The following is a 22,346-nucleotide window of genomic DNA, read 5'->3' as shown; positions in this document are numbered from 1 at the left end:
CATCCGGTGGGTAGTCCTGTTCTGACGCCACATAGCGAAGGAGCTGAATATGACCACGTTCACCATCCCTGGGCTTTCCGATGCGCAGGGTAGGAAGATCGCCGATCTGCTGCAAACACAGCTCAGCACCTACAACGACCTGCATCTCACGCTGAAACATGTGCACTGGAATGTAGTGGGCCCCAACTTCATCGGGGTACACGAGATGCTGGATCCGCAGGTCGAGCTGGTGCGTGGCTACGCCGATGAAGTCGCCGAGCGTATCGCCGCGTTGGGCCGGTCCCCGCAAGGCACGCCCGGCGCCATCCTGAAAGACCGTACCTGGGACGACTATTCGGTCGGCCGCGACACAGTGCAGGCTCATTTGGCGGCGCTGAACTTGGTATACGACGGCGTGATCGCGGACATCCGCACCGCAATCAAGACGCTCGACGATCTGGACCTCGTGTCGCAGGATCTGCTGATTGGCCACGCCGGCGAACTCGAGAAGTTCCAGTGGTTCGTGCGGGCGCACCTGGAGAACTCCGGTGGTCAGTTAGCCGGTGGAGACGCGAGCACCGAGAAGAAGGCTGCGGCTCAGGCCAAGAAGAAGGCGCCGGTCAAGTGACGGGCGCGGCCCGTATGGCCCGCATGTGGTGAAGGTTACTTCCCTTGTGGTTTAAGGGCACTGGATATGGGAAGCCCGCAAGTAGGGGTGGTGAGTACCGACTGCCGCGTGCCTACGTGGTGACAAGAGGAAAGGAAATGTATGTCTGACAAGAGTGGTCCCGAAGAAGGTATCGAGGGCGTCGTTGAGGGCGCAAAGGGCAAGATCAAGGAAGTCGCCGGTGCGGTAACGGGCCGCGACGACCTCAAGCGGGAAGGCCAGGCGCAGCAGGACAAGGCTGATTCCCAGCGTGAGGCCGCGAAGAAGGAAGCGGAGGCCGAAGCCGCGCGTAAAGCCGCGGACGCAAATGAGGCGCGCGAAAAGGCCCAGCGGTAGCTACCGATCGACAGCGGCCCGTCCCCAGTGCGGGGGACGGGCCGCTGACTGGTTTACGTTCCCGGGCGCAGGTTTAGGACTTCTGGTGAGGGGGAATCGCCTACCGGACATGGTTCTACTACGGAGGTGAATGTTGTGCCGAACTCGTCGATCAAGAACGAGAAAATGTACAAGGAACTACGGAAACAAGGTGATTCCAAGGAAAAGTCGGCAAGGATCTCCAATTCGGCCGCTGCCCGTGGAAGCTCCGCGGTAGGGCGCAAGGGCGGTAAGTCGGGTTCCTACGATGACTGGACCGTGGTCGAGCTTCGCAAGCGCGCCAAGGAACTTGGATTGTCGGGCTATTCGCGGCTGGCCAAGAGCGAACTGATTGGCAAGCTGCGCAACCATTGAGCCGCGGGCGGTGAAATCACCGGGCGGCCGTGGGTGCGGGCCTACCCTCGGCGATGAGTTGTCTGCCGAGTTCGTAATCATCGTCAGCGTTATAGGTAAGCACCGCGACCGTCGCAGCGTTGGCTTCGTACCAAACGGTGAATCCCTCGGTGCTACTGATCATCCGGCTATCTTCGTAGCCGTCGCCCCAGGCGTGGTACTTCACCGTGGCCTCGCCAATGGTGGTCCAAAACCCCCGTACCGCATCCCAGATAGCCTCATGGCCCGCAGCGGAGGCTCCCGCAACCGAGCCCTGGTCGATCGCGTCCTGCCAGTGTTCCACTGTCAGATATCGCCCGGCGATGGCGTTCCATGCACGGGCGACATCTCCGGCGGCGTAGACTCCGCTCGCGGACGTGCGCATGTCGGCGCCGACGACGATTCGCGAATCCTCCACCCGTATACCGGCTTTAGCGGCGAGGCGGCTTTGTGGTGTGACACCCGTGGCGGCAAGAGTGAGATCGCCAGCGACGGTGACACCAGTGTTGAGCCTTACGCCCTTCCCGGTGATTTCCTCGACCTCCACCCCGCCGATGTAATGCACCCCTGCCGCGGTCACCAGGTCGCGCAGGCGCTCGCCGGCCTCTCTGCCAAGCCGCGTTTCTTGAGGAAGGGATTCGGGTGCAACCAAAGTCACCGACACACCGCGTAGCGACAGGGATGCCGCGGCTTCGCAGCCGATGAACCCGGCGCCGACAACGACCGCGGCGTCAGCGGTGTCCGCTACGTCCCGCAGCACGGTGGCGTCGGTCAATGAGCGCAGCAGCAGAGCGTGGTGCCCACCCGGTACGGACAAGGGGGAGGGTGCCGCGCCGGGCGCAAGGATGAGGCTGCGGAAGTCATAGCGCTGCTCGCCCGCGTACACAGCACGGTCATCGACGTCGATGCGGTCTATCGCTGTACTGCTGATGAGTTCGATTGCGCGCTCGTCGTACCAAGACGGGGGATGCAGGATGACGTCATCTGTCTGTCTCCGCAGATACTGCTTGCTCAGCGGCGGACGTTCATAGGGGGAGTCGGGGTCTGCGGTGAGTATCTGCACCGGTGCGCTCGCGTTGTGCTCGCGGAATGACTCCGCTGCCGCGACGCCTGCCGGGCCACTACCGGCGATGATCAGGCCTGGTTCACTCATGGCCCCCGGATACCCGCATTGGTGTCTCTCACACGGGTGATGCGCGACCGAAAGTAGACGGGTCTGTGCCCCGGTAGAGCCGTTTTGGTTCCGCCGACGTCAACGGGTACCCTCGTGAGGGCTTTATGCCCCCTTAGCTCAGTCGGTAGAGCGTTTCCATGGTAAGGAAAAGGTCAACGGTTCGATTCCGTTAGGGGGCTCGGTAGACGGCAGGCGGAAACGCCGGCTCTGTCTGCGGGGCGGTGTAGCTCAGCTGGTTAGAGCGCACGACTCATAATCGTGAGGTCGGGAGATCGAGCCTCCCCACCGCTACCACCCGAACATAGAGACAACGAACGAAAGAGGGCAACTGCAGTGGCCTCCAGCACAGACGTCCGGCCCAAGGTCACCTTGGCATGTGAGACGTGCAAGCACCGTAACTACATCACCAAGAAGAACCGGCGTAACGACCCTGACCGGCTGGAACTGAAGAAGTTCTGCCCGAACTGCGGATCGCACCAGCCTCACAAAGAGTCGCGCTAGCCGGTGGTTCTCGTGTCGCTGAAACGCGACACGAATAGGCAAGCCTTACTTGGTATCGATCAACATCAGTAGGTAGGTTCCGCCCCGTGGCTTTATCGCAAGATCTTGTCGGAACTCACTACCGATACCCCGATCACTATGTGGTCGAGCGGGAGAAGATTCGCGAGCACGCCGACGCGGTGAAGAGCGACCACCCCGCTCATCACGAAGAGGCCGCCGCTGCGGCTCTTGGCTACGGCTCGTTGGTCGCTACGCCGACCTTCCTCTGCATCTTCGGATATACCGCTCAGGCGGCCTTCTTCGAGCATGCGAACATCGGGATCAGGGACGAGAAGATCGTCCAGGTCGACCAGGAGCTCAGAATCCTGCGCCCGATCACTGCCGGAGACAAGCTGTCTTGCGACGTGTACCTCGACTCGATCCGGCGCTCGTTCGGTGCCGACATCATCGTCACCAAGAGCCTCATCACCAATGACAAGGGTGAGCTGGTGCAGGAGCTGATCACGACTCTTGCCGGGCGCACTGCAGAAGACGGAGAAGAAGGCGGGTTCAACTGATGGCATTGCGTGAATTCAGTTCGGTCAGCGTGGGAGATCAGCTGCCGGAGAAGATGATTCCGCTGACCCGGCAGGATCTTGTGAACTACGCCGGTGTTTCCGGCGACCTCAACCCCATCCACTGGGACGACGAGACCGCCAAGCTGGTGGGACTCGAGGACGGCGCCATCGCGCACGGCATGCTGACCATGGGCCTGGGTGGCGGTTACGTCACCGAGTGGATCGGCGACCCGGCGGCGGTGACCGAGTACAACGTGCGTTTCACCAGCTTTGTCACTGTTCCTAATGACGGTGTGGGCGCGGAGATCGTCTTCAACGGTCGGGTGAAGTCGGTCGACGAGGACACCAAGTCGGTCACCATCGCGCTGACCGCCACCACCAACGGCAAGAAGATCTTCGGGCGCGCTATCGCGACTGCGACGCTGGCGTAGTCATGGCGCTCCAACTCGATATCGTCGGAATGACGCATAAGTACTCCAGGACCTACGTGGTGGGGCGGGAGAAGATCCGCGAGTTCGCACAGTCGGTCAAGGCTGTGGATCCGGCCAGCCTCGACCCGAGCGCGGCGGCCGAGCTCGGACATGACGGCCTCATCGCGCCCCTGGCCTTCCCGGCGGTGATGGCGCTGCTGGTGCAGAAGGAATTCTTCCGCACCTATGACGTCGGCATGGACACCATGCAGATCGTGCATTCGGAGCAGAAGTTCGTGTATCACAAGCCCATCACCGAGGGTGATGAGTTGTCGTGCGACTTCCAGGTCGACTCCCACAAGGAGGCCTTCGGCGTGGACATCGTGACCACCCGCAACATCGTGCGCGATCAGAATGGCGAGCTGGTCATGGAGGCCTTCACCACCCTGATGGGCCGTGACTCGGACCGGATGGCCGATATCAAGCTCCTCTGAGAAAGGGCCCCACCCGTCTGCGCGCAGATCGGTGGGCAATTTCAGTCTGGGGATGGCCTCGGGGTACACTCGAGATTCGGGGTTTTCCCACCACAACGCGCCTGTCGGGTACTCGGGAGGCGCGTGTGTTGTGTGAGGCCCTGGCCACCAGGTTGGCATGCCAGCCATAGGGGTGTAGCTCAACTGGCAGAGCAGCGGTCTCCAAAACCGCAGGTTGCAGGTTCAAGTCCTGTCACCCCTGCAACACCCTGGAGTAAGCACTAGGGAAACAGAGAGGTACGGAAGGGCATGAGCGACGAGCTAGACGAGTCCGGAGTCGACAGCGACCGGGCCGTCACCTCGACCAAGCCGCTTCGCCCGACGGGTAAGCGGACCCGCCGTGCTGACGTCTCGACCGCGGCTACGGAGCTCACCGAATCCGGTGGCTCCGAGACCGGTGAGGTCAAGAAGAAGGCTGCGAAGAACAGTCGGAAACCGGCCGCCAAGAAGGACAAGACGGGACCTTCGCGCAATCCGCTCGTCCAGCTTTGGGTGTTCCTCAAGCAGGTTGTGGCCGAGCTGCGCAAGGTCATCTGGCCGAACCGCAAGCAGATGGTCAGCTACACCTCGGTGGTGCTGGTCTTCCTGGTGTTCATGGTCACCCTGATCGGTGTGATCGACCTGGGCCTGGCCCGGCTGGTCATGCTGGTGTTCGGGTAGTAGAGAGACGAGAGAGGACAAACGGTGACGACCTTCGATGGCGACGCTGCGAGCGAGCCAGAAGACACCGCTGATACCGCCGTATCGGTCGACGTGGTCGACGAGAGCACCGAGACCGAGGCGACGGCTCAGGAGCCGACCGAGTCGTCTTCGGATGCGCCGGTTGCCGAGGCTGAGGCCGATGAGGACGCTGACCCGGCCGTCACGTTGAAGGCTCAGCTGCGCCGCGAGCCGGGCGAATGGTACGTCGTTCACTCGTACGCCGGTTACGAGAACAAGGTCAAGGCGAACCTGCAGACCCGTGTGCAGAACCTGGACGTCGGCGACTACATCTTCCAGATCGAGGTGCCCACCGAAGAGGTCACCGAGATCAAGAACGGCCAGCGTAAGCAGGTCAACCGCAAGGTGCTGCCCGGCTACATCCTGGTCCGGATGGAACTGAACGACGAATCTTGGGGTGCTGTCCGCAACACCCCGGGTGTCACCGGTTTTGTCGGCGCCACCTCGCGTCCGTCGCCGCTGGCCCTCGATGACGTGGTGAAGTTCCTGCTGCCGCAGACTCCCGCCAAGAAGCCTGCCAAGGGCTCGGCGACCGAGACCGCAGCCGCTGCCGCCGAGACCGGTGGCCTGGAGCGTCCGGTCATCGAGGTCGACTTCGAGGTCGGCGAGTCGGTCACCGTCACCGACGGCCCGTTCGCGACGCTGCCCGCCAGCATCAGCGAGGTCAACGCCGAACAGCAGCGTCTCAAGGTGCTGGTGTCCATCTTCGGCCGCGAGACCCCGGTCGAGCTCAACTTCACCCAGGTGGAGAAGCTCTAAAAAGACTTCGGACCGCATGCCGGTTCGCAGAGCCCGTACGAAAACGTGCGGGTACGGAAGGAAAGTAGGAAGACCCCAATGGCCCCGAAGAAAAAGGTCGTCGGGCTGATCAAGCTGCAGATCAAGGCCGGCGAAGCCAACCCCGCGCCTCCGGTCGGTCCCGCGCTCGGTCAGCACGGCGTCAACATCATGGAGTTCTGCAAGGCGTACAACGCCGCGACGGATTCGCAGCGCGGAAACGTCATCCCCGTGGAGATCAGTGTCTACGAGGATCGCAGCTTCACCTTCGCACTCAAGACCCCTCCCGCCGCCAAGCTGCTGTTGAAGGCCGCCGGTGTGCCCAAGGGTTCCGGTGAGCCGCACAAGACCAAGGTCGCCAAGGTGACGTGGGATCAGGTGCGCGAGATCGCCGAGACGAAGAAGGAAGACCTCAACGCCAACGACATCGACGCCGCCGCCAAGATCATTGCCGGCACCGCGCGCTCGATGGGCATCACCGTCGAATAGCACCGAACCACCAGTGGTAAGGCCCGCTTCGGCCTGCACGACCACGACCAACAATTGATTGGATACCAATGAGCAAGAACAGCAAGGCATATCGCGAGGCCGCCGAGAAGGTGGACCGCGAGAAGCTGTACAGCCCTCTGGAAGCCGCAAAGCTGGCCAAGGAGACCTCGTCCAAGAAGTACGACGCCACTGTTGAGGTCGCGATGCGCCTCGGCGTCGACCCCCGCAAGGCTGACCAGATGGTCCGCGGCACCGTGAACCTTCCGCACGGTACCGGTAAGACCGCTCGCGTCATCGTCTTCGCGGTGGGCGACAAGGCCGAAGCGGCTGCCGCCGCCGGCGCCGACGTTGTCGGTAGCGACGACCTGATCGAGCGGATTCAGGGCGGCTGGGTGGATTTCGACGCCGCCATCGCCACCCCGGACCAGATGGCCAAGGTCGGCCGCATCGCTCGTGTCCTGGGCCCGCGCGGTTTGATGCCGAACCCCAAGACCGGCACCGTGACCCCGGACGTAGCCAAGGCCGTCACCGACATCAAGGGCGGAAAGATCAACTTCCGCGTCGACAAGCACTCCAACCTTCACCTGATCATCGGCAAGGCCTCGTTCGATGCCGAGAAGCTGGCGGAGAACTACGGTGCGGTGCTGGATGAGATCCTGCGTGCCAAGCCGTCGTCGGCCAAGGGTCGCTACCTGAAGAAGGTTGTGGTCACCACCACGACGGGCCCCGGCATCCAGGTCGATCCGAGCGTGACCCGGAACTTCCTCGAGGTCCAGTAGCCTCCCACGCGCATTAGCTGCACAAAACCCCCGTTTCCCCTTCGTGCCGAGGGAGGAAACGGGGGTTTTGTCGTGAGTAGGGACCAAAGACCGTAGCGGTCCAGATCCTTGGCGTCCTACCGTGAAACAACGGGTACGACGGGAAGGAATGCCATGTCGGTGCGCTCTATCCCACTTCAGGACAGCGCGAGCGTCGGGACGCTGGTGTCGGCCCGTCATCTGCTGGACGCGATATCGCACAGCGACAAGAACATCGGCGATCTCTACGTGGGTGGACTGCGATGATGCCGCTGCTGGATTCCGTCGCCGGTGCCACACTGGGTGCAGCGGGTGGAAGGGAAACGGACATGATCACGGTGTTCCTGGTCGACGACCATGAGGTGGTACGCCGCGGTCTGGCTGACCTGCTCGAAGAGGAAGAGGACTTCTCGGTAATCGGGCAGGCGTCTTCGGTGGCCGAGGCGATGGCACGCATCCCGGCACTTCAACCAGACATCGCAGTGCTGGACATTCGCCTTCCCGACGGCAACGGCGTCGAGCTGTGTCGCGAGTTGCGTTCCAAGCTGCCGAATCTCAACTGTCTGATGCTGACCTCATTCACCGACGAACACGCCATGCTCGACGCGATCATGGCGGGCGCCGGCGGCTACGTCATCAAGGACATCAAGGGGATGGAGTTGATCTCCGCGGTCCGCACCGTGGGCGCGGGGCGCTCGCTGCTGGACAACCGGGCCGCCGCCGCGTTGATGAACAAGCTGCGGGCGGCGGCGGACAACCCGTCGCCGTTGGCCGGGCTCACCGCGCAGGAGCGCACGTTGTTGGAACTGATCGGGGAGGGGCTCACGAACCGTCAGATCGCGGAACGAATGTTCTTGGCGGAGAAGACGGTCAAGAATTACGTCTCACGTCTGCTCACCAAACTGGACCTTGAACGCCGCACGCAGGTTGCCGTGCTGGCCACCAAGCTCGCACGTGACAACCAGGGCCTGCACGGCTGACGGGTTCGTGTTCACCGGGGAGCAAGGTGTGCGAGAGTTGAACTGTGGTCGAGGATGTTGGTGCGCAACCCAATCGGGTGACGGCCGAGCTTGCCCACTTGCAGCTGCGTGAATTGCTCGCTGAAGTGCAGGGGCGAATCGAGCAGATAGTCGATGGCACGCGTGGGCGCATGGATGCCCTCCTCGATGCCGTCATGGCCGTCAGCTCGGGGCTGGAGCTGGACGCGACCCTGCGGGAAATCGTCTGCGCGGCATCGGAGCTCGTCAGTGCCCGGTACGGTGCCCTCGGCGTGGTGGGATCGGACGAGAAACTTGCCGAGTTCGTCTACGAGGGCATCGACGAGGCGACCCGCGAGCTGATCGGACCGCTGCCCACCGGTCACGGTGTGCTCGGCGTGGTGATCGACGAGGCCAAGCCGCTGCGCCTGCGGGATATCGCGGCGCACCCGGCCTCGGTCGGGTTCCCGGCGAACCATCCGCCCATGAGGACCTTTCTGGGTGTGCCCGTGCAGGTGCGCGGTGAGATATTCGGTCGGCTCTACCTCACCGAGAAGCTCGACGGGCAGGAGTTCACCGAGGATGACGAGGTGGTGGTGCGCGCGCTCGCCGGGGCGGCGGGGATCGCCATCGAGAACGCCCGCCTCTATCAGCACGCGCGCCGCCGTGAGCAATGGCAGCGCGCCACCGCCCACATCACCGCCGAGCTGCTCGGCGGTGCGGAACCGGGCAAGGCGCTGCACCTGGTGGCCGCCAATGCCGCTCTGCTCGCCGAGGCAGACTTCGCGTTCATCGCACTCCCCGTCGGCGCGAGTGACGACGTCGTCGAGCTGGTGGTGTCGGTGTGTATCGGGGAGGGTGCAGAGGTGCTGTGCGAGAAGGTGATCCCTATCGACGGTTCGACCTCGGGCAGCACCTTCGTTGATCACGAGCCAAGGAATGTAGGCCGGCTCGCGGTTGACCTCACCGAAGGTACCGACCTGGCGTTTGGGCCGGCGCTGGTCCTGCCCCTCGGCGGCGGGGAGTCGACGGCGGGTGTGTTGATTCTGCTGCGCACCGTCAGCTCGGTGGCCTTTGACGAGGAGCAGCTCGACATGGCGGCCTCCTTCGCAGGGCAGGCTGCGCTGGCGCTGGAACAAGCCGAGGTCCGCCTGGCCAAACACGAACTCGATGTGCTGGCCGACCGCGATCGTATTGCCCGTGACCTGCACGACCACGTCATTCAGCGGTTGTTCGCCGTCGGACTGGCGATGCAGAGCACGCATCGGCGATCTGCGGATCCGGCGGTAGCGGCTCGTCTGGCCGACCATATCGACCAGCTGCACGAGGTGATTCAGGAGATCCGGACCGCGATCTTCGATCTGCACACCAATGACGAATCCTTGCGTGCCACATTGCGTTCCACCATCAACGAGCTCACGGCCGATTCCGGCTTGCGCGTATCGGTGCGCATGAGTGGGCCCCTGGACGTCGTGCCCGCGAGTACCTCGGGAGATGCCGAGGCGGTGGTGCGTGAGGCGGTGAGCAATGTGGTCCGGCATGCGCGCGCTAAGGAGTTGTCGGTGACGGTTTCGGTGGACGATGAGTTGGTTGTGCAGGTGGTGGATGACGGCATCGGGATCCCGGAGGTGGTTGCCCGCAGCGGCCTGAGCGGGCTTGCCAATCGGGCCGCGGAATCGGGTGGCACGTTCAGCGTCTCGGCGATGGACACCGGCGGTACCCGCTTGGTGTGGTCGGCTCCGCTGCCCTAGCCTTCGCACTCGGCTATCCGCCGGCGCAGGAATGCACGTCCTGGGTCGGAACCATTGGTGGACAACGCTGTTCGGTACCACTGTGCGGCGTCGGAGTTTCGTCCGGCGCGCCGAAGTAGGTCGGCGCGGACGGTGGCCGCCAGATTCGATCGCGCCAATCGCGGATCGTGGGCTACCTTCTCCAGCGCGGCCAGTCCTGCGTCGGGGGTATCGCGCAGACCGATGGCCAACGCCCGGTTCACCAGCACCACTGGTGAGCCCGTCATCTGGGCGAGCCGGTCGTAGGCCTGGCAGATGGTGTGCCAGTCGGTTTCCTCCCAGGAGGGCGCGGTGGCGTGCAGGGCGGCGATCACCGCCTGCGGTAGATAGGGGCCGGTCGAGCCGGCGGCCTGCCGTAACTGGCTCAATCCACGGGCGATGCGCTCGTTATCCCATCGGGTCCGGTCTTGTTCGTCCAGGGGCACCAGCGCGCCGTCACGATCCATGCGTACCAGTCGTCGTGAATCATGAAGCAGTACCAGTGCGGCCAGTGCATTGGCCTCTCGTTCCTGCGGCATGAGCTTGCTCAGCTCACCGGCCAGCCGTACCCCCTCGTCGCAGAGCTCGTCGCGAATCGCCGACGGCCCGCCCGTGGACCAGTAGCCCTCGGTGAAGACCGAATAGATGCAGCTGAGTACATGCGGGGTGCGTTCGGGCAGGAGCTCGGCAGGCGGCACCCGCAGGGGAATGTTCGCCGTGCGAATCTTGGCCTTGGCACGGGTGATTCGCTGACCAATCGCGGCCTCACTGTGCAGGAGTGCCCGGGCGATCTCGGCGACCGTCAGCCCCGATACCAGCCGCAGCGTGAGGGCCAACTGGGAGACTCGCTCGAGCGCGGGATGGGCACAGGTGAACATCATCCGCAGCTCATCATCGTGCACATACTGGGGATCGGAGACGTCGGTGCGGGCGGTGATGTCGTCGACCACGGCGGCCAATTCCTTTCCCGGACGCAGCGTCTCGCGTCGCAACCGGTCGCGCGCCCTATTCCGTGCGGCTGTGAGCAACCACCCGCCCGGATTGTCGGGTATTCCGTCGCGTGGCCAGGTGCGCACAGCATCAGTGCACGCTTCCTGAACGGCGTCCTCGGCGACGGTGAGGTCTCCCGACCACCGTGCGAGGGCGGCGACCGTTGGCCCCCACTCCCGCCGAAAGACGCCGTCTAGGTTGGTCATCCGGTGTTAGAAACCCGAGACGCCGGTGAGCTGCCGCAACTGCACCGCCGATGCCGGCAGCTGCGAGGCCAGCTGGATGGCTTGGTCGCGGTCATCGGTGGTGAGCACGTAGAAACCGTTCGCGATTTCACTTCCCTCGACGTACGGGCCGTCGGTGAGCACAGTCTCTCCGTCGCGGACCCGGACCGTGGTGGCCGTGGACGGGGGATGCAGCGGTCCCGCGATCTTGATGTGCCCACTTGCCTTCTCACCGAACACCCCGTGCTTGGCCGCCACGGCCTCCCATTCGGGGCTGCCCGGTACATGTGCGTGTTCTCCGGGCTCCAACAGCAGTGCGAGCCAGCTTGTGGATCCCTGTCCTCCGAATTCCTGGGAGCAGTGGACCAGTGGCCACACTTCGACCGCGCCGCGCTTGGCCTCCGGGATGTCCCGGGCCAAGGCAAGGGCGTCATCGAGATTGTCCGCCTCCAATACGTAGTAGCCGTTCGCGACGTCGGCGCCCTCGGCGAACGGACCGTCGGTGATGACGGGGGCATCGGGTCCGCCGGTGATCCGGACGCTGTCGGTTTCGGGATACAGCGCGTCGCCAGCGCGGATGACTGACGCTGCCTTGGCCTGGAAGTTCAAGTAATCCGTCAGTTCCTGCGCAGCCTCGTCGGGGGTGCGTTCCTGCTGGGGACCTATGAGTAGCGCGAGGTAATGCATGGTGGAGCCCTCCGTCGGTATCAGTGAGCGGAACTCTGCGATCCACTCTCTACCTGTCTGACGAACCGCGCATCACCGTTCAGACACCTCGCGGGAAAAAAATTTTCCGGATCCGGCGCAACGGTCAGGCGAAGACGGTCAGGGCTCCGGGAACGACATCGATATCGATCGGCAGGGGCGCCACCGGATCGCCGTCGGCATAGGCGGTGATATCGGCGGCGGACAGCCGGACACGCCGCGACCGGAAGGTGCTGACCTCGGGCAGATCGACATGGGTGCCCTTGTAGACCGTGGGGGAGAGCCGCAGCAGGCGCAGCCGTCCGCCTGCGGCCACCACGGTCACATCCAGCAACCCGTCGTCCAGAATGGCATTGGGGCAGATGCGCATTCCGCCGCCATACGAGGTTCCGTTTCCGACCGCGACCAGGGTGACATCGGTCTCGATCACCTGGTCATCCAATTCGATGCGGAACAGTAGCGGCCGCAGCTTCGCCGCTTCCAACGCCATGGCGATGTCATACCGGCGCCGGCCACGGGGCCAGCTCATCCGGTTGGCCCGATCATTGACCAACGAGTCGAATCCCGATGCCACCACGGTGGCAAACCAAGTTGTGTGTCCGTTGTATTGCACGCGCCCGCAGTCGATCACCCGGGTGTTTCCGGACGCGATCACGTCGGCGGCGGCAACCGGGTCGCCGAGCGGGATGTCCAGCATGCGGGCGCAATCATTTCCGGTACCGATGGGGATGACGCCCAGCGCTACCGGGGTGGACGCGACCGCCTGCAGCGCGATGCTCACCAGACCGTCTCCGCCCGCGGCGACGATCCCGCGGGCGCCCGTGCGGGCGGCTTCCTGGGCCAGTGCGTGCGATTCCGACGCCGATGACGCGGCGTGATGCGTCACCGTCAGCCCACGCGCTCGCAGATGCGCGATGGCAGCCTCGGCTGCCTGCGCTGCGCCGTGACCGGCTGCCGGATTCGTCAGGACGGTGAGGTGGGTCATCGGCATTACTCGCTGACAGGAATTAGCTTGCCGGGGTTGAGAATTCCCCGCGGATCGACGGTTCGCTTCACCGCCTGCAGTATCTCGATGCCGAGCTCGCCGACCTCATCGACAAGCCACGGCTGATGATCGCGCCCTACCGCGTGATGGTGGGTGATGGTGCCACCCGCGGCGACGATGGCGTCACCCGCGGCCTTCTTCGCCTTGCCCCATTGGGTCATCGGATCCTCGGCGGCCGCGCACACCACGGTGAAGTAGAGCGAGGCACCGGTGCGATAGGTGTGCGAGATATGGCACAACACCAATGGCGGGGTGCCTTGGGCGCCCAGTGTTTCAGAGAGTGCAGTGGTGACCGCCATACGCAGGGTGGCGAGGTTGCGCCATGAGGTCGCGGTCTCCAACGTCTCCACCACCGCGCCGGCGTCGATGAGGGCATCGCGCAGGTACGGTGCATCGAAACGGCCGTGATCCCAAGCCTTGCCGGGCTCGTCGCCGAGGGCGGTGCCACCGGCGGCGCTGAGAACGGCCGCCACTTCGGCCGAGCGGGCGGCGACATGCCCCGGGGTGCCCTCGACCGTGGTGATCGCCAGCACTCCGGCGGCAGGGTTCTTCCCGCCGATGTCTTTGGCCAGTGCGAGATTGAGTCCGCTTTCGGCTTCATCGGACAGCCGCAGCACGGTGGGTGCGGCATCGGACTGGACCAGTGTGCGCAGCGCCTGGGCCCCGGCATCGAAGGAGGGGAAGGACCAGCCCTGGTACCAGGTTTCCTCGGGGAGCCGGTGCACGCGCACCGTCACCTCGGTGATGATGCCGAGGGCTCCTTCCGATCCCAGGAAGAGCTGCCGTAGGTCGGGTCCGGCTGCCGACGCGGGCGCCCTGCCCAGCTCCAGATCTCCGCGCGGGGTGGCGATCCGGACCGCATCCACCATCGCGTCGAAGCGCCCGTATCCGCTGGAGGCCTGCCCGGAGGAGCGGGTGGCGGCAAAACCGCCGATGCTCGCGAACCGGAAGCTCTGCGGAAAGTGTCCGAGCGAAAAGCCTTTGGCGCCAAGGAGTTCTTCGGCCTTGGGCCCGGTCGTTCCGGGCAGTAGCACGGCCGTTCCGGATTCCTCGTCAAGGGAGACCAGGCCGGACATCCGCCCAAGGTCCACCGCGATGACTGCGGTGAATTCGCCGCGCTCGGGGTCCAGCCCGCCGACGACGCTGGTGCCGCCGCCGAACGGTACGACCGCGATGGCCTGCTCACCGCACAGCGTGAGGAGTGCGGACACCTCGTCATGCGATGCCGGGTAGACGATGGCGTCGGGCGCCTCCTGGACGCCGGTGGAGCGCCGGCGCAGCAGGTCCGGGGTGCTCTTGCCGCCCGAGTGTCGCAGCCGGGCACCGTGATCGGTGCGCACATGCTCAGTGCCGAGCAGATCCGACAGGGCGGTCAACTGCTCGTGGGTGAGAGAGCCGGGGGACAGGGTGACGGTCGATTCGTCGCGACTGACCGGATCCCGTTCGGGAATGCCCAGCGCAGACGCCAAGAGCGTCTTCACCTGAGGTGAGAGAGTCTGTCGTTTTTCGGCCACGCCCCAGGCGTCCCACTCCATCATGCGTTACAGTATTACATACGATGACAAGTTGTAACGCAGATTTCTGGTGAAGGTTGAGGTGACATGACGGTCGAGACGACAGACATCGCCGGGGTCGCGGAGGTCCCGGCGGATCCCGTCACTGAACGCATCCTCGATGCCGCGCTGTCCTGCGTCACCGAGTTCGGGGTGCGTCGGACCACACTGGTGGAGGTCGCCAAGCGTGCCGGTGTCAGCCGTCCGTCGGTGTATCGGCGCTGGCCCGATGTGCGCTCCCTGGTCGCCGAACTGCTGACGCGGGAAATGGCCTCGATCCTGCCCGCGACCGGACAGGGGCATGCGCGCGATCGCCTGGTCCAGTCGGTGGCAGGTCTGGTCACCCAGGTGCGTGAGCACTCGATTTTCGCGGCAATCCTGCGGTCCGATCCCGAACTCCTGCTGACCTACATCGTGCGGCGGTTGGGCACCAGCCAGCGCGCACTCATCGGCTGGACCGCGCTGCTCATCGCCGAGGGTCAGGCGGACGGATCGATTCGCACCGGTGGCCCTGAGCAGATGGCGGCGATGGTGCTGCTGATCGGCCAATCGGTTCTCCAGTCGGCGCGCATCGTCGCCGACATTCTCTCGCCGGATGAGCTGGTGAATGAATTGGCCGCTGCCATCGACGGATATCTCACGGCTTGATCCGCCCCTTAGGAGAGTTCATGACAACCCAGCTCAACAGCACACGACGCAGTGCCGATCTCGCCGCGCTGGCCGGTGGCGCTCCGGTTGACGTCCTCGTCATCGGCGGTGGTATCACCGGTGTCGGGGTGGCACTCGACGCGGCGAGTCGCGGCCTGCGTGTCACGCTGGTCGAGAAGCACGACCTTGCCTTCGGCACAAGCAGATTCAGTTCCAAGCTGGTGCACGGCGGATTGCGCTATCTTGCTTCGGGTCAGGTGGGTATTGCCAGGGAAAGCGCGATCGAGCGGCACATCCTCATGACGCGTACCGCCCCGCACCTCATTCACCCGCTCGCGCAGGTGGTTCCGCTGCACCCGGCGGTGAGCATGTTCAGCCGGACCCTGGTGCGGGTGGGATTCGTCGCGGGGGATGGGTTGCGCAAGCTCGCGCACACCTCGGCCGACGTGCTGCCCCGCTCGCGCGCGATCGACGCGGGTGAAGTCATCCGCCGGGCCCCGACCGTGCGGCGCAACGGACTTCGCGGTGGATTGATGGCCTTCGACGGGCAGCTCGTCGACGATGCACGGTTGGTGGTGTCCATCGCACGCACGGCGGCGGGTCTGGGTGCCCGCATCCTCACCAGAGTGTCCGCCGAGCAGGTCACCGGCGACGGCGCGATGCTTCGCGACGAGCTGACCGGCAATACCATTGCGGTACAGGCGGGTTTGGTCATCAACGCCGCCGGGGTATGGGCCGGCCAAGTCGATCATGACATTAAGCTGCGTCCTAGCCGTGGGACACACCTGGTGTTCCGCGCGGCGAGCTTCGGCGGACTTGCCGCCGCCCTGACTGTTCCGGTGCCCGGCACGATCAACCGTTTCGTGTTCGCCCTGCCCGCCATCCACGATCGGGTATACCTCGGGCTCACCGACGAGCCGGCGCCCGGTCCGGTACCGGATGTGGCCGAACCCTCTGCGGCGGAGGAGCAGTTCCTCCTCGACACCGTGAATACGGTGCTGCAGACCTCACTGTCCGAATCGGATGTGGCGGGACGCTTCGCGGGGCTGCGACCACTTCTCGACGGTGATGACTCCGCGACCGCGGACCTGTCCCGTAAGCACGCGGTCCGGGTATCTGAGTCGGGTGTCGTCAGCGTGGTGGGCGGCAAGCTGACTACCTATCGCAAGATGGCCGAGGACGCCCTCGACGCGGGTCTGGAACGCCGGCCGCTGGCGGCCTCGGAGTGTGTGACGCAGAACCTGACCGTGGTGGACGACTGGCCGGGTGCCGTGGGTACCCGGGTGGTCGACGATGTCGATATCACCTGTGAACAAGTCGAATTCGCGCTCACTCATGAGGGTGCGCTCGACACCGATGATGTCCTCGATCGTCGTACCCGTATCGGGCTCGTGCCCGCCGACAAGGAACTGGCTGTCGGCGCGGTTCAGGGCCTCGTCGACTCCTACTTCTCGCAGGTGAACTGAACTACGTCGATCCAGCCCTCCCGGAAGGCATCGGCGCAACCTGTCAGGTACTTGATGTACCTGTCGTAAACCTCTTGGGATTGAAGGGAAATCGCTTCGTCCTTGTGTGCGACCAGGTTCTCGGCCCAGCAGTCCAGGGTGCGCGCATAGTGGAGTTGCAGCGCTTGGTGGCGGGTAATGCGGAAGCCCGCCTGCGCGGCATGCTGGTCCACCATCGGTACGGAAGGCAAACGGCCACCAGGGAATATCTCGGTGAGCATAAAGTGCATGAATCGAACCCGCGACATCAGTAGCGGAACTCCCCTGCGCTTCAATTCCTCCGGGTGAAAGCTGACAATGGTGTGCAGCAACATCTTTCCATCGTCAGGAAGTATCCGGTGGGCCATCTCGAAGAAGCTGGCGTACCGTTCGTGGCCGAAATGCTCGAAGGCGCCGATGCTGACGATTCGGTCGACGGTGCCGTCGAATTCCTCCCACCCGGCCAACCGAACCTCGTGCGTGCGCGAACTTTCAGTGGAGTCGAGAAGCTTGGTGACGTGCGTGAATTGGTTTTTGCTGAGGGTCAGGCCGATGACATTGACGTCGTAGTGCTCGAGGGCGCGTTTCAGGGTGGAACCCCAACCGCAGCCGACATCCAGCAGGGTCATCCCGGGCTCTAGACCCAGTTTTCCGAGCGCGAGGTCGATCTTGGCCTGCTGTGCCTGCGCGAGTGTCAGGCTCTCGGGCTCGAAGTATGCGCAGCTGTAGGTCCTACTGGGGTCGAGAAACAGCGCGAAGAAGTCGTCAGACAGGTCGTAATGTGCTTGTACATCAGAGAACTTAGGGGTCAATCTGGACATGCGAAGGCCTCTCGCGAGAGATGGCGCTGTGCCCCGAACGGCGCGCGTGCGATTGATCGGATCTAGGGGTGGCTGTTACCCCGTGCCGAGGTTAAAGCATGACCGCAGCAGGTACAAGGATTCGGCGCAGAATTAACAGCCAGCTTGATCCCGGCGAAATCGTTCCCTACGGGACCTAATTAGCGGTCCGCGGCCTCGGATTCCGTTGCGTCCTCTGCGGGCTCTGATCGGGCGAAGTTCTCGGTGAGCTTGGCAATGACCCGGTTCCACAGCGGTTCGGGCAGATCGTGGCCCATTCCGTCGATCAGTGCCAACCGTGCGCCGGGGGTGGCGCGAGCGATGGCGCGCGCTCCCGAAGGACGCATCAGCTTGTCGGCCCTGCCGTGCAAAACCAGTGCGGGCGAGGTGATTCGGTTGTTGAATGGCACCAGGCTACCGGTCCCCATGATCGCGGCGAATTGCCGGGCGAAACCCTTGGGGTAGTAGCTACGGTCGTAGTACTCGGCAGCGTGTAGATATGACTTCGCCTCGGACTGGCGGTATTTCGGACTGCCGATGGTCCGGCCCACCTGCACGCTATTGGCGATGATCTGCTCACGGGTGGCGCCGGCGGGCGGAGGCGTCAACAGCGCCATCAGCTGACGTGGTCCGGGCGGTGGCAGGAACGGCTGGTTGTTGCTCGACATGATGATGCTGACCGTCTCGGTCCGATCAGGATGCTCGGCGGCGAAAACCTGCGCGATCATGCCACCCATCGAAGCGCCCACGATATGTGCCTGCTCGATGCCGAGATGATCGAGTAGACCGGCCGCGTCGGCCGCCATGTCCACCAGGGTGTACGCGGTGCCGGCAATTTTCACTCCGGCAAGGAATTTCGCCATCGTGGGAAGGAGCGATCCGCCCCCGGCGCGCACCCCGTCCAGCTTGGTCGACAGGCCACAGTCCCGGTTGTCGAAGCGGATGACACGGTAGCCCTGGCCGGCGAGCTGCTGGCAGAACTCGGTGCGCCAGAACACCATCTGCGCGCCAATGCCCATGATGAGTAGCAGCGCGGGGTCGGCTGGGTTGCCGAACTCCTCGTAGCACAGCTCGATATCGCCGACCTTGGCGGTGCTGGCCGTCATCTCAGATGTCTCCCTCGCGGTTGTGCTCACGGCTGATGTCGACAATGAAGTTGCCGAAGTAGCCTGTGAGTTCGGGGTCTTCCATCATCTGCCAGCGCGGCGCCAGCAGCTTCATGTACCGCTCGACGTACAGGAATTGCTTGCCGATGAGTACCAGCTCACGCGGAAGCTTGACGTCGTATTGTTCAGCGAGTGCGGACAGCTGCTTGCCGATCTCCGAATATGACATGTCCCCAAGGGATTTCATGGTCAGTGGAGTGGCGAAGGCCCGCATGTCCTGGGTGCCCTTATCGGCGTCGCCGGGATTGCCGACGGCGCCCAGCAGAACCACGATTTTGCCCGCGGCGCGATGGTCCTTCTTGACCAGTAGCGCGTGAATCAGCTCGCGCAACAGCCAGCGGGTCCGTGGGTCGATGAATCCGACGATGCCGAAGTCCAGGAATACGATCCGGCCCTCGTGGTCCACGAGAAGATTTCCCGCATGCAGGTCGCCGTGGAACAAGCCTTGACGCAGACCGGATTCGAACACCGAGAACAACAACGACTTCACCAGCTCGGTGCCGTCGAAGCCCGCCTTGCGGATGGCCGGCGCGTCGTCGATCCGGATGCCGTGCACCCGCTCCATGGTGAGCACCTTGGATGTCGTGTAGTGCCAGTGCACGTCCGGTACCCGGATGTTCTTGCCGAGCGACGAGGTGTGCAGGTGCTCCACCCAGGTCTGCATGGCCTGGCCTTCGGCGAGGAAATCCAGTTCCTCGGAAAGGTTTCCGGAGAAATCGTCCACCACGTCGCGGGCGGAGAGCATCCGGCCCACCTTGCCTAGTTCCAGTAGCGCCGCTCCGCGCTTCATGATCTGCAGGTCGGCCGCGACCCGGCGGCGGATCCCCGGACGTTGGATCTTGACTACCACGTCCTCGCCGGAATGCAGTGTCGCGTAATGAACCTGGGCGATCGACGCGGATGCGAACGGCTCGGAGTCAAAGCTGGCGAAGAGCTTTTCGGGTTCATCGCCGAGCTCGGAGATGATGAGTTCTCGAACCTGGGCTGAATCGGCGGGCGGGACGCGGTCGAGCAGCCCCCGGAATTCACGGGACAGCGGCTCGCCGAACGCGCCCGGACTGGACGCGATGATCTGGCCGAGCTTGACGTACGTGGGGCCCAGATCGGAGAAGGTCTGGGGAAGCTCGGCGATGACCTTCTGCTCGAAGCTGCCCTTCTTGGTGATCTTGCCCAGCACTCGGCCTGCGGTGCGGGCGACCTGCCAGCCTGTGGTGCCCAGCCGCGCGGCCTCGGAGAGCAACGCCACGCGCCCGAGCGGTGCAACCTGACGTCCACGGCCTTCACCTACGCTCCGGCCGGAACGTTCTTGGGCAGTCATGAAATGCAAGTGTGCCGCATCATGGCCGTGCGGCCCTAGTCAGTCCTGCACACAGAGCCCCGCGAGCGGGCGGTGCCCCTGTCGAAAGTTGCCAACAACTCCGTGGTCACGGGCTCCCACACGGGCTCGGGCAGATCGTGGCCCATGCCTTCGATGAGCGCGAACCGCGAGTTCCGGATGTTCTTGGCCACCACCCGCCCGTTCTGATACGGCACCAGCGGGTCATTGCGGCCGTGGATCACGACCGTCGGGGCGGTGATGGCGCGGGTGAAGCGCAGCAGGCTGCCGGTGCCGAGGATGGCATCGAATTGGCGCACGGTACCCACCTTGTAGTCGCTGCGGGCCCGGTGTTCCAGGATGCGCTGTCGCAGTGCCTCGCGGGAGGGCAGGTTGTCGGGCCCGTTGTAGACGATGCCGGTGTTCACCTCGAACTCGAGCCATTCCTCGGGCGTCGCGTTCTTACCGGGGGCCGTCATGGCGGTCTTGATAAGTGCCCAGGACGGCAACCGTGAGAATGGGCGGCCAGTCGCCGAGTAGATGATGCCGACGGAGTTGACGCGCTCGGGGTGGGTGCCCGCGAAGACCTGCACGATCATCCCACCCATCGAGGCACCCGCTATATGCACGGTGTCCAGGTCAAGGTGGTCGATGAGGGTACGGACGTCCTCGGCCATGTCGAGGAGCGTGTACGGGACCTCACTGCCCACGCCGAACGCGTAGCGGACCACCCGGCGCCGGACCGATCCCGGCGCCTTGTGTCCGTCCAGCTTCGTCGACAGCCCGCAATCGCGGTTATCGAAGCGGATCACGCGATAGCCTCGGTCGAGGAGTCGCTGGCAGAACCCGTCCGGCCACATCGGGAGCTGCGCCGCTACACCCATGACGAGGATGACCGCGGGATCGCCCGGGTTGCCGAGGTCTTCGTAGAAGAGCTCGATATCGCCGTTACGTGCGATGCCTGATCGGGTGGGAACTTCGGAGGACAACGGCACCATTCCTGGATACCACGCCGTTTTGGATGATCGCCCCCATCTGCGGTAATCTCTCAGAGCTCCACCGAAGACCGTCGGTCACCTCTCGCGAGGTTGAAGGTTCAGGACACGTCCTGGCGGCCCACGCAGGAGGACGAGGTTTAGACTCGCGGACCAAAAGTCCGCGGATTTTCACGCCCCGACCTGTCTGCGTCGGGGCGTTCGTCATTTCAGACTCCTTCTCGATCTCAGGCCGTCATGTCCCAGGTGCAGCGACCGAAACGAGATGAGGAGGCAATACATGGCCAAGACTGAAAAGGTCACCGCCGTTGCCGAGATCACCGAGCAGTTCAAGGATTCAACTGCGACCGTGATCACCGAGTACCGCGGCCTGTCGGTGTCCGCTCTGGGCACCCTGCGTCGCTCCCTCGGAGCTTCCGCCACCTACTCCGTCGCCAAGAACACGCTGGTCAAGCGTGCGGCTGCGGAAGCCGGTGTGGAGGGCCTGGACGAACTGTTCAGCGGCCCAACGGCAATCGCGTTCATCAAGGGTGAGCCCGTGGACGCTGCGAAGGCCATCAAGACCTTCGCGAAAGAAAACAAGGCTCTGATCATCAAGGGCGGCTACATGGATGGCCGCGCCCTGTCAGTTGCCGAGGTTGAGCGCATCGCCGATCTGGAATCGCGCGAGGTGCTGCTGGCCAAGCTGGCCGGCGCAATGAAGGGCAACCTGGCCAAGGCCGCCGGGCTGTTCAACGCCCCGGCGTCCCAGGTTGCACGCCTGGCCGCCGCCCTGCAGGAAAAGAAGGCCAGCGAAGAGGCTGCGTAGAAGCGCCCCTTCGATCCGCCAGTACCAACCAAACCTGTTGTAAATCAAGGAAGGAACCAACATCATGGCAAAGCTGAGCACCGAGGAACTGATCGATGCTTTCAAGGAGCTGACGCTGCTTGAGCTGTCCGAGTTCGTCAAGACCTTCGAAGAGGTCTTCGAGGTCACCGCCGCCGCTCCGGTCGCCGTCGCCGCTGCCGGTGGCGCTGCCCCGGCCGCCGAGGCTGCCGAGGAGCAGAGCGAGTTCGACGTCATCCTGGAGAGCGCCGGCGACAAGAAGATCGGCGTGATCAAGGTTGTGCGCGAGATCGTCTCCGGCCTGGGTCTGAAGGAAGCCAAGGACCTGGTCGACGCAGCCCCCAAGCCGCTGCTGGAGAAGGTCGCCAAGGAGGCCGCCGAGGACGCCAAGGCCAAGCTCGAGGCTGCCGGCGCGACGATCACCGTCAAGTAGTTCGCAGTACGTTTCGAAACCTGGCC

27 protein-coding genes and 3 tRNA genes are annotated in these 22,346 nt (G+C 64.1%); 21 read left to right on the top strand and 9 right to left on the bottom strand.

The features are described from left to right. Nucleotides 1-49 precede the first annotated feature (49 nt). The 3 genes from HBA99_RS19860 (at nucleotide 50) to HBA99_RS19850 (ending at nucleotide 1,375) form a co-directional block, all read left to right on the top strand. Nucleotides 50-607 (top strand): Dps family protein, encoded by a 558-nt coding sequence (locus HBA99_RS19860; RefSeq protein ID WP_057967423.1) that lies wholly within the window; start codon nucleotides 50-52, stop codon nucleotides 605-607. A gap of 141 nt (nucleotides 608-748) precedes the next feature. Further along, entirely contained in the window at nucleotides 749-982 is a 234-nt protein-coding gene (gene mbp1, locus HBA99_RS19855) for a microaggregate-binding protein 1 (protein WP_057967424.1), read from the top strand. 135 nt (nucleotides 983-1,117) lie between these two features. Continuing rightward, on the top strand, nucleotides 1,118-1,375 hold the full coding sequence (locus HBA99_RS19850; protein ID WP_057967509.1) for a DUF7218 family protein: 258 nt from the start codon (nucleotides 1,118-1,120) through the stop codon (nucleotides 1,373-1,375). Nucleotides 1,376-1,391: 16 nt separating this feature from the next. Here the strand turns inward: HBA99_RS19850 and HBA99_RS19845 are convergent, their stop codons facing one another. Beyond that, nucleotides 1,392-2,546: an NAD(P)/FAD-dependent oxidoreductase gene (locus tag HBA99_RS19845; RefSeq protein ID WP_070952055.1), complete on the bottom strand. Its 1,155-nt coding sequence runs from the start codon at nucleotides 2,544-2,546 to the stop codon at nucleotides 1,392-1,394. 127 nt (nucleotides 2,547-2,673) lie between these two features. Here HBA99_RS19845 and HBA99_RS19840 point away from each other — a divergent pair. The 14 genes from HBA99_RS19840 to HBA99_RS19780 all read left to right on the top strand — a co-directional run bounded on the left by HBA99_RS19840 (nucleotide 2,674) and on the right by HBA99_RS19780 (nucleotide 10,079). After that, nucleotides 2,674-2,746: transfer RNA gene (locus HBA99_RS19840), tRNA-Thr, on the top strand. A 38-nt stretch (nucleotides 2,747-2,784) separates the two neighbouring features. Continuing rightward, nucleotides 2,785-2,861 (top strand) — tRNA-Met (locus HBA99_RS19835). Nucleotides 2,862-2,900: 39 nt separating this feature from the next. Continuing rightward, entirely contained in the window at nucleotides 2,901-3,068 is a 168-nt protein-coding gene (gene rpmG, locus HBA99_RS19830; RefSeq protein WP_030096611.1) for a 50S ribosomal protein L33, read from the top strand. Between the two features lie 86 nt (nucleotides 3,069-3,154). After that, complete coding sequence (gene hadA, locus HBA99_RS19825) at nucleotides 3,155-3,625, top strand: (3R)-hydroxyacyl-ACP dehydratase subunit HadA (protein ID WP_057967426.1); 471 nt, start codon at nucleotides 3,155-3,157, stop codon at nucleotides 3,623-3,625. After that, nucleotides 3,625-4,056: a (3R)-hydroxyacyl-ACP dehydratase subunit HadB gene (gene hadB / locus HBA99_RS19820; protein WP_030096613.1), complete on the top strand. Its 432-nt coding sequence runs from the start codon at nucleotides 3,625-3,627 to the stop codon at nucleotides 4,054-4,056. The genes hadA and hadB overlap by 1 nt, the downstream gene beginning before the upstream one ends. Nucleotides 4,057-4,058: 2 nt before the next feature. Beyond that, nucleotides 4,059-4,529 (top strand): FAS1-like dehydratase domain-containing protein, encoded by a 471-nt coding sequence (locus HBA99_RS19815; RefSeq protein ID WP_030096614.1) that lies wholly within the window; start codon nucleotides 4,059-4,061, stop codon nucleotides 4,527-4,529. Nucleotides 4,530-4,697: 168 nt separating this feature from the next. Continuing rightward, nucleotides 4,698-4,770: transfer RNA gene (locus tag HBA99_RS19810), tRNA-Trp, on the top strand. Between the two features lie 47 nt (nucleotides 4,771-4,817). Further along, a complete protein-coding gene (gene secE / locus HBA99_RS19805) occupies nucleotides 4,818-5,228 on the top strand; it encodes a preprotein translocase subunit SecE (RefSeq protein ID WP_046254710.1) in 411 nt (136 codons plus the stop codon). Nucleotides 5,229-5,252: 24 nt separating this feature from the next. Then, complete coding sequence (gene nusG / locus HBA99_RS19800) at nucleotides 5,253-6,047, top strand: transcription termination/antitermination protein NusG (RefSeq protein WP_070952056.1); 795 nt, start codon at nucleotides 5,253-5,255, stop codon at nucleotides 6,045-6,047. A gap of 78 nt (nucleotides 6,048-6,125) precedes the next feature. After that, nucleotides 6,126-6,554, top strand: coding sequence for a 50S ribosomal protein L11 (gene rplK, locus HBA99_RS19795; RefSeq protein WP_030096617.1), 429 nt, complete (start codon nucleotides 6,126-6,128; stop codon nucleotides 6,552-6,554). 68 nt (nucleotides 6,555-6,622) lie between these two features. After that, nucleotides 6,623-7,333, top strand: a complete 711-nt coding sequence (gene rplA / locus HBA99_RS19790) for a 50S ribosomal protein L1 (RefSeq protein WP_030096618.1) — start codon at nucleotides 6,623-6,625, stop codon at nucleotides 7,331-7,333. 153 nt (nucleotides 7,334-7,486) lie between these two features. Further along, nucleotides 7,487-7,618, top strand: coding sequence for a hypothetical protein (locus tag HBA99_RS24960; protein ID WP_256364541.1), 132 nt, complete (start codon nucleotides 7,487-7,489; stop codon nucleotides 7,616-7,618). Nucleotides 7,619-7,680: 62 nt separating this feature from the next. Further along, complete coding sequence (locus tag HBA99_RS19785; protein WP_030096619.1) at nucleotides 7,681-8,331, top strand: response regulator transcription factor; 651 nt, start codon at nucleotides 7,681-7,683, stop codon at nucleotides 8,329-8,331. A gap of 44 nt (nucleotides 8,332-8,375) precedes the next feature. Next, nucleotides 8,376-10,079, top strand: a complete 1,704-nt coding sequence (locus HBA99_RS19780) for a sensor histidine kinase (RefSeq protein ID WP_057967428.1) — start codon at nucleotides 8,376-8,378, stop codon at nucleotides 10,077-10,079. On the opposite strand, the gene HBA99_RS19775 is transcribed toward HBA99_RS19780, so the two are convergent. From HBA99_RS19775 to HBA99_RS19760, 4 genes are all read right to left on the bottom strand, one after another. Continuing rightward, nucleotides 10,076-11,293 (bottom strand): RNA polymerase sigma factor, encoded by a 1,218-nt coding sequence (locus HBA99_RS19775; RefSeq protein WP_070952057.1) that lies wholly within the window; start codon nucleotides 11,291-11,293, stop codon nucleotides 10,076-10,078. The two genes, HBA99_RS19780 and HBA99_RS19775, sit on opposite strands and share 4 nt — an antisense overlap. A gap of 6 nt (nucleotides 11,294-11,299) precedes the next feature. Further along, on the bottom strand, nucleotides 11,300-11,998 hold the full coding sequence (locus HBA99_RS19770) for a YciI family protein (RefSeq protein WP_070952058.1): 699 nt from the start codon (nucleotides 11,996-11,998) through the stop codon (nucleotides 11,300-11,302). A gap of 124 nt (nucleotides 11,999-12,122) precedes the next feature. Beyond that, complete coding sequence (locus HBA99_RS19765; protein ID WP_070952446.1) at nucleotides 12,123-13,001, bottom strand: diacylglycerol kinase; 879 nt, start codon at nucleotides 12,999-13,001, stop codon at nucleotides 12,123-12,125. 5 nt (nucleotides 13,002-13,006) lie between these two features. Next, nucleotides 13,007-14,599 carry an FAD-binding oxidoreductase gene (locus tag HBA99_RS19760; protein WP_070952059.1) on the bottom strand — a complete coding sequence of 531 codons (1,593 nt, stop codon included), beginning with the start codon at nucleotides 14,597-14,599 and terminating at the stop codon, nucleotides 13,007-13,009. A gap of 63 nt (nucleotides 14,600-14,662) precedes the next feature. Between HBA99_RS19760 and HBA99_RS19755 the strand changes: the two genes are divergently transcribed. Continuing rightward, entirely contained in the window at nucleotides 14,663-15,262 is a 600-nt protein-coding gene (locus HBA99_RS19755; protein ID WP_070952060.1) for a TetR/AcrR family transcriptional regulator, read from the top strand. Nucleotides 15,263-15,282: 20 nt separating this feature from the next. Beyond that, complete coding sequence (locus HBA99_RS19750; protein WP_070952061.1) at nucleotides 15,283-16,728, top strand: glycerol-3-phosphate dehydrogenase/oxidase; 1,446 nt, start codon at nucleotides 15,283-15,285, stop codon at nucleotides 16,726-16,728. On the opposite strand, the gene HBA99_RS19745 is transcribed toward HBA99_RS19750, so the two are convergent. The 4 genes from HBA99_RS19745 to HBA99_RS19730 form a co-directional block, all read right to left on the bottom strand. Continuing rightward, on the bottom strand, nucleotides 16,707-17,567 hold the full coding sequence (locus HBA99_RS19745) for a cyclopropane mycolic acid synthase family methyltransferase (protein WP_070952062.1): 861 nt from the start codon (nucleotides 17,565-17,567) through the stop codon (nucleotides 16,707-16,709). The two genes, HBA99_RS19750 and HBA99_RS19745, sit on opposite strands and share 22 nt — an antisense overlap. A 179-nt stretch (nucleotides 17,568-17,746) precedes the next feature. Continuing rightward, nucleotides 17,747-18,691 carry an alpha/beta fold hydrolase gene (locus HBA99_RS19740; RefSeq protein WP_070952063.1) on the bottom strand — a complete coding sequence of 315 codons (945 nt, stop codon included), beginning with the start codon at nucleotides 18,689-18,691 and terminating at the stop codon, nucleotides 17,747-17,749. A gap of 1 nt (nucleotide 18,692) precedes the next feature. After that, nucleotides 18,693-19,997 (bottom strand): ABC1 kinase family protein, encoded by a 1,305-nt coding sequence (locus HBA99_RS19735; RefSeq protein WP_070952064.1) that lies wholly within the window; start codon nucleotides 19,995-19,997, stop codon nucleotides 18,693-18,695. 107 nt (nucleotides 19,998-20,104) lie between these two features. Continuing rightward, a complete protein-coding gene (locus tag HBA99_RS19730) occupies nucleotides 20,105-21,064 on the bottom strand; it encodes an alpha/beta fold hydrolase (RefSeq protein WP_070952065.1) in 960 nt (319 codons plus the stop codon). A gap of 277 nt (nucleotides 21,065-21,341) precedes the next feature. Here HBA99_RS19730 and rplJ point away from each other — a divergent pair, with 277 nt between their 5' ends. Together rplJ and rplL are read left to right on the top strand one after the other, a co-directional pair. Beyond that, nucleotides 21,342-21,869, top strand: coding sequence for a 50S ribosomal protein L10 (gene rplJ / locus HBA99_RS19725; RefSeq protein ID WP_070952066.1), 528 nt, complete (start codon nucleotides 21,342-21,344; stop codon nucleotides 21,867-21,869). 64 nt (nucleotides 21,870-21,933) lie between these two features. Beyond that, nucleotides 21,934-22,320, top strand: coding sequence for a 50S ribosomal protein L7/L12 (rplL, locus tag HBA99_RS19720; RefSeq protein ID WP_070952067.1), 387 nt, complete (start codon nucleotides 21,934-21,936; stop codon nucleotides 22,318-22,320). The last annotated feature ends 26 nt before the right edge of the window (nucleotides 22,321-22,346 follow it).

The organism is Mycobacteroides chelonae (genome assembly GCF_016767715.1).
Taxonomy (GTDB): domain Bacteria; phylum Actinomycetota; class Actinomycetes; order Mycobacteriales; family Mycobacteriaceae; genus Mycobacterium; species Mycobacterium gwanakae.
The sequence above is the reverse complement of the archived record's forward strand: the minus strand, read 5'-3'. Positions and strand labels throughout refer to the sequence as shown.

Excerpts from the sequence above, each read along its gene's own strand:
- rplA (WP_030096618.1), top strand. The coding sequence starts at position 6,623 with ATGAGCAAGAACAGCAAGGCATATCGCGAGGCCGCCGAGAAGGTGGAC.
- HBA99_RS19770 (WP_070952058.1), bottom strand. The coding sequence starts at position 11,998 with ATGCATTACCTCGCGCTACTCATAGGTCCCCAGCAGGAACGCACCCCC.
- HBA99_RS19815 (WP_030096614.1), top strand. The coding sequence starts at position 4,059 with ATGGCGCTCCAACTCGATATCGTCGGAATGACGCATAAGTACTCCAGG.
- HBA99_RS19775 (WP_070952057.1), bottom strand. The coding sequence starts at position 11,293 with ATGACCAACCTAGACGGCGTCTTTCGGCGGGAGTGGGGGCCAACGGTC.
- HBA99_RS19745 (WP_070952062.1), bottom strand. The coding sequence starts at position 17,567 with ATGTCCAGATTGACCCCTAAGTTCTCTGATGTACAAGCACATTACGAC.
- HBA99_RS19845 (WP_070952055.1), bottom strand. The coding sequence starts at position 2,546 with ATGAGTGAACCAGGCCTGATCATCGCCGGTAGTGGCCCGGCAGGCGTC.
- HBA99_RS19785 (WP_030096619.1), top strand. The coding sequence starts at position 7,681 with ATGATCACGGTGTTCCTGGTCGACGACCATGAGGTGGTACGCCGCGGT.
- HBA99_RS24960 (WP_256364541.1), top strand. The coding sequence starts at position 7,487 with ATGTCGGTGCGCTCTATCCCACTTCAGGACAGCGCGAGCGTCGGGACG.
- HBA99_RS19760 (WP_070952059.1), bottom strand. The coding sequence starts at position 14,599 with ATGATGGAGTGGGACGCCTGGGGCGTGGCCGAAAAACGACAGACTCTC.
- HBA99_RS19730 (WP_070952065.1), bottom strand. The coding sequence starts at position 21,064 with ATGGTGCCGTTGTCCTCCGAAGTTCCCACCCGATCAGGCATCGCACGT.
- HBA99_RS19740 (WP_070952063.1), bottom strand. The coding sequence starts at position 18,691 with ATGACGGCCAGCACCGCCAAGGTCGGCGATATCGAGCTGTGCTACGAG.
- rplK (WP_030096617.1), top strand. The coding sequence starts at position 6,126 with ATGGCCCCGAAGAAAAAGGTCGTCGGGCTGATCAAGCTGCAGATCAAG.
- HBA99_RS19860 (WP_057967423.1), top strand. The coding sequence starts at position 50 with ATGACCACGTTCACCATCCCTGGGCTTTCCGATGCGCAGGGTAGGAAG.
- HBA99_RS19765 (WP_070952446.1), bottom strand. The coding sequence starts at position 13,001 with ATGACCCACCTCACCGTCCTGACGAATCCGGCAGCCGGTCACGGCGCA.
- HBA99_RS19755 (WP_070952060.1), top strand. The coding sequence starts at position 14,663 with ATGACGGTCGAGACGACAGACATCGCCGGGGTCGCGGAGGTCCCGGCG.
- mbp1 (WP_057967424.1), top strand. The coding sequence starts at position 749 with ATGTCTGACAAGAGTGGTCCCGAAGAAGGTATCGAGGGCGTCGTTGAG.
- secE (WP_046254710.1), top strand. The coding sequence starts at position 4,818 with ATGAGCGACGAGCTAGACGAGTCCGGAGTCGACAGCGACCGGGCCGTC.
- HBA99_RS19750 (WP_070952061.1), top strand. The coding sequence starts at position 15,283 with ATGACAACCCAGCTCAACAGCACACGACGCAGTGCCGATCTCGCCGCG.
- rplJ (WP_070952066.1), top strand. The coding sequence starts at position 21,342 with ATGGCCAAGACTGAAAAGGTCACCGCCGTTGCCGAGATCACCGAGCAG.
- hadB (WP_030096613.1), top strand. The coding sequence starts at position 3,625 with ATGGCATTGCGTGAATTCAGTTCGGTCAGCGTGGGAGATCAGCTGCCG.
- rplL (WP_070952067.1), top strand. The coding sequence starts at position 21,934 with ATGGCAAAGCTGAGCACCGAGGAACTGATCGATGCTTTCAAGGAGCTG.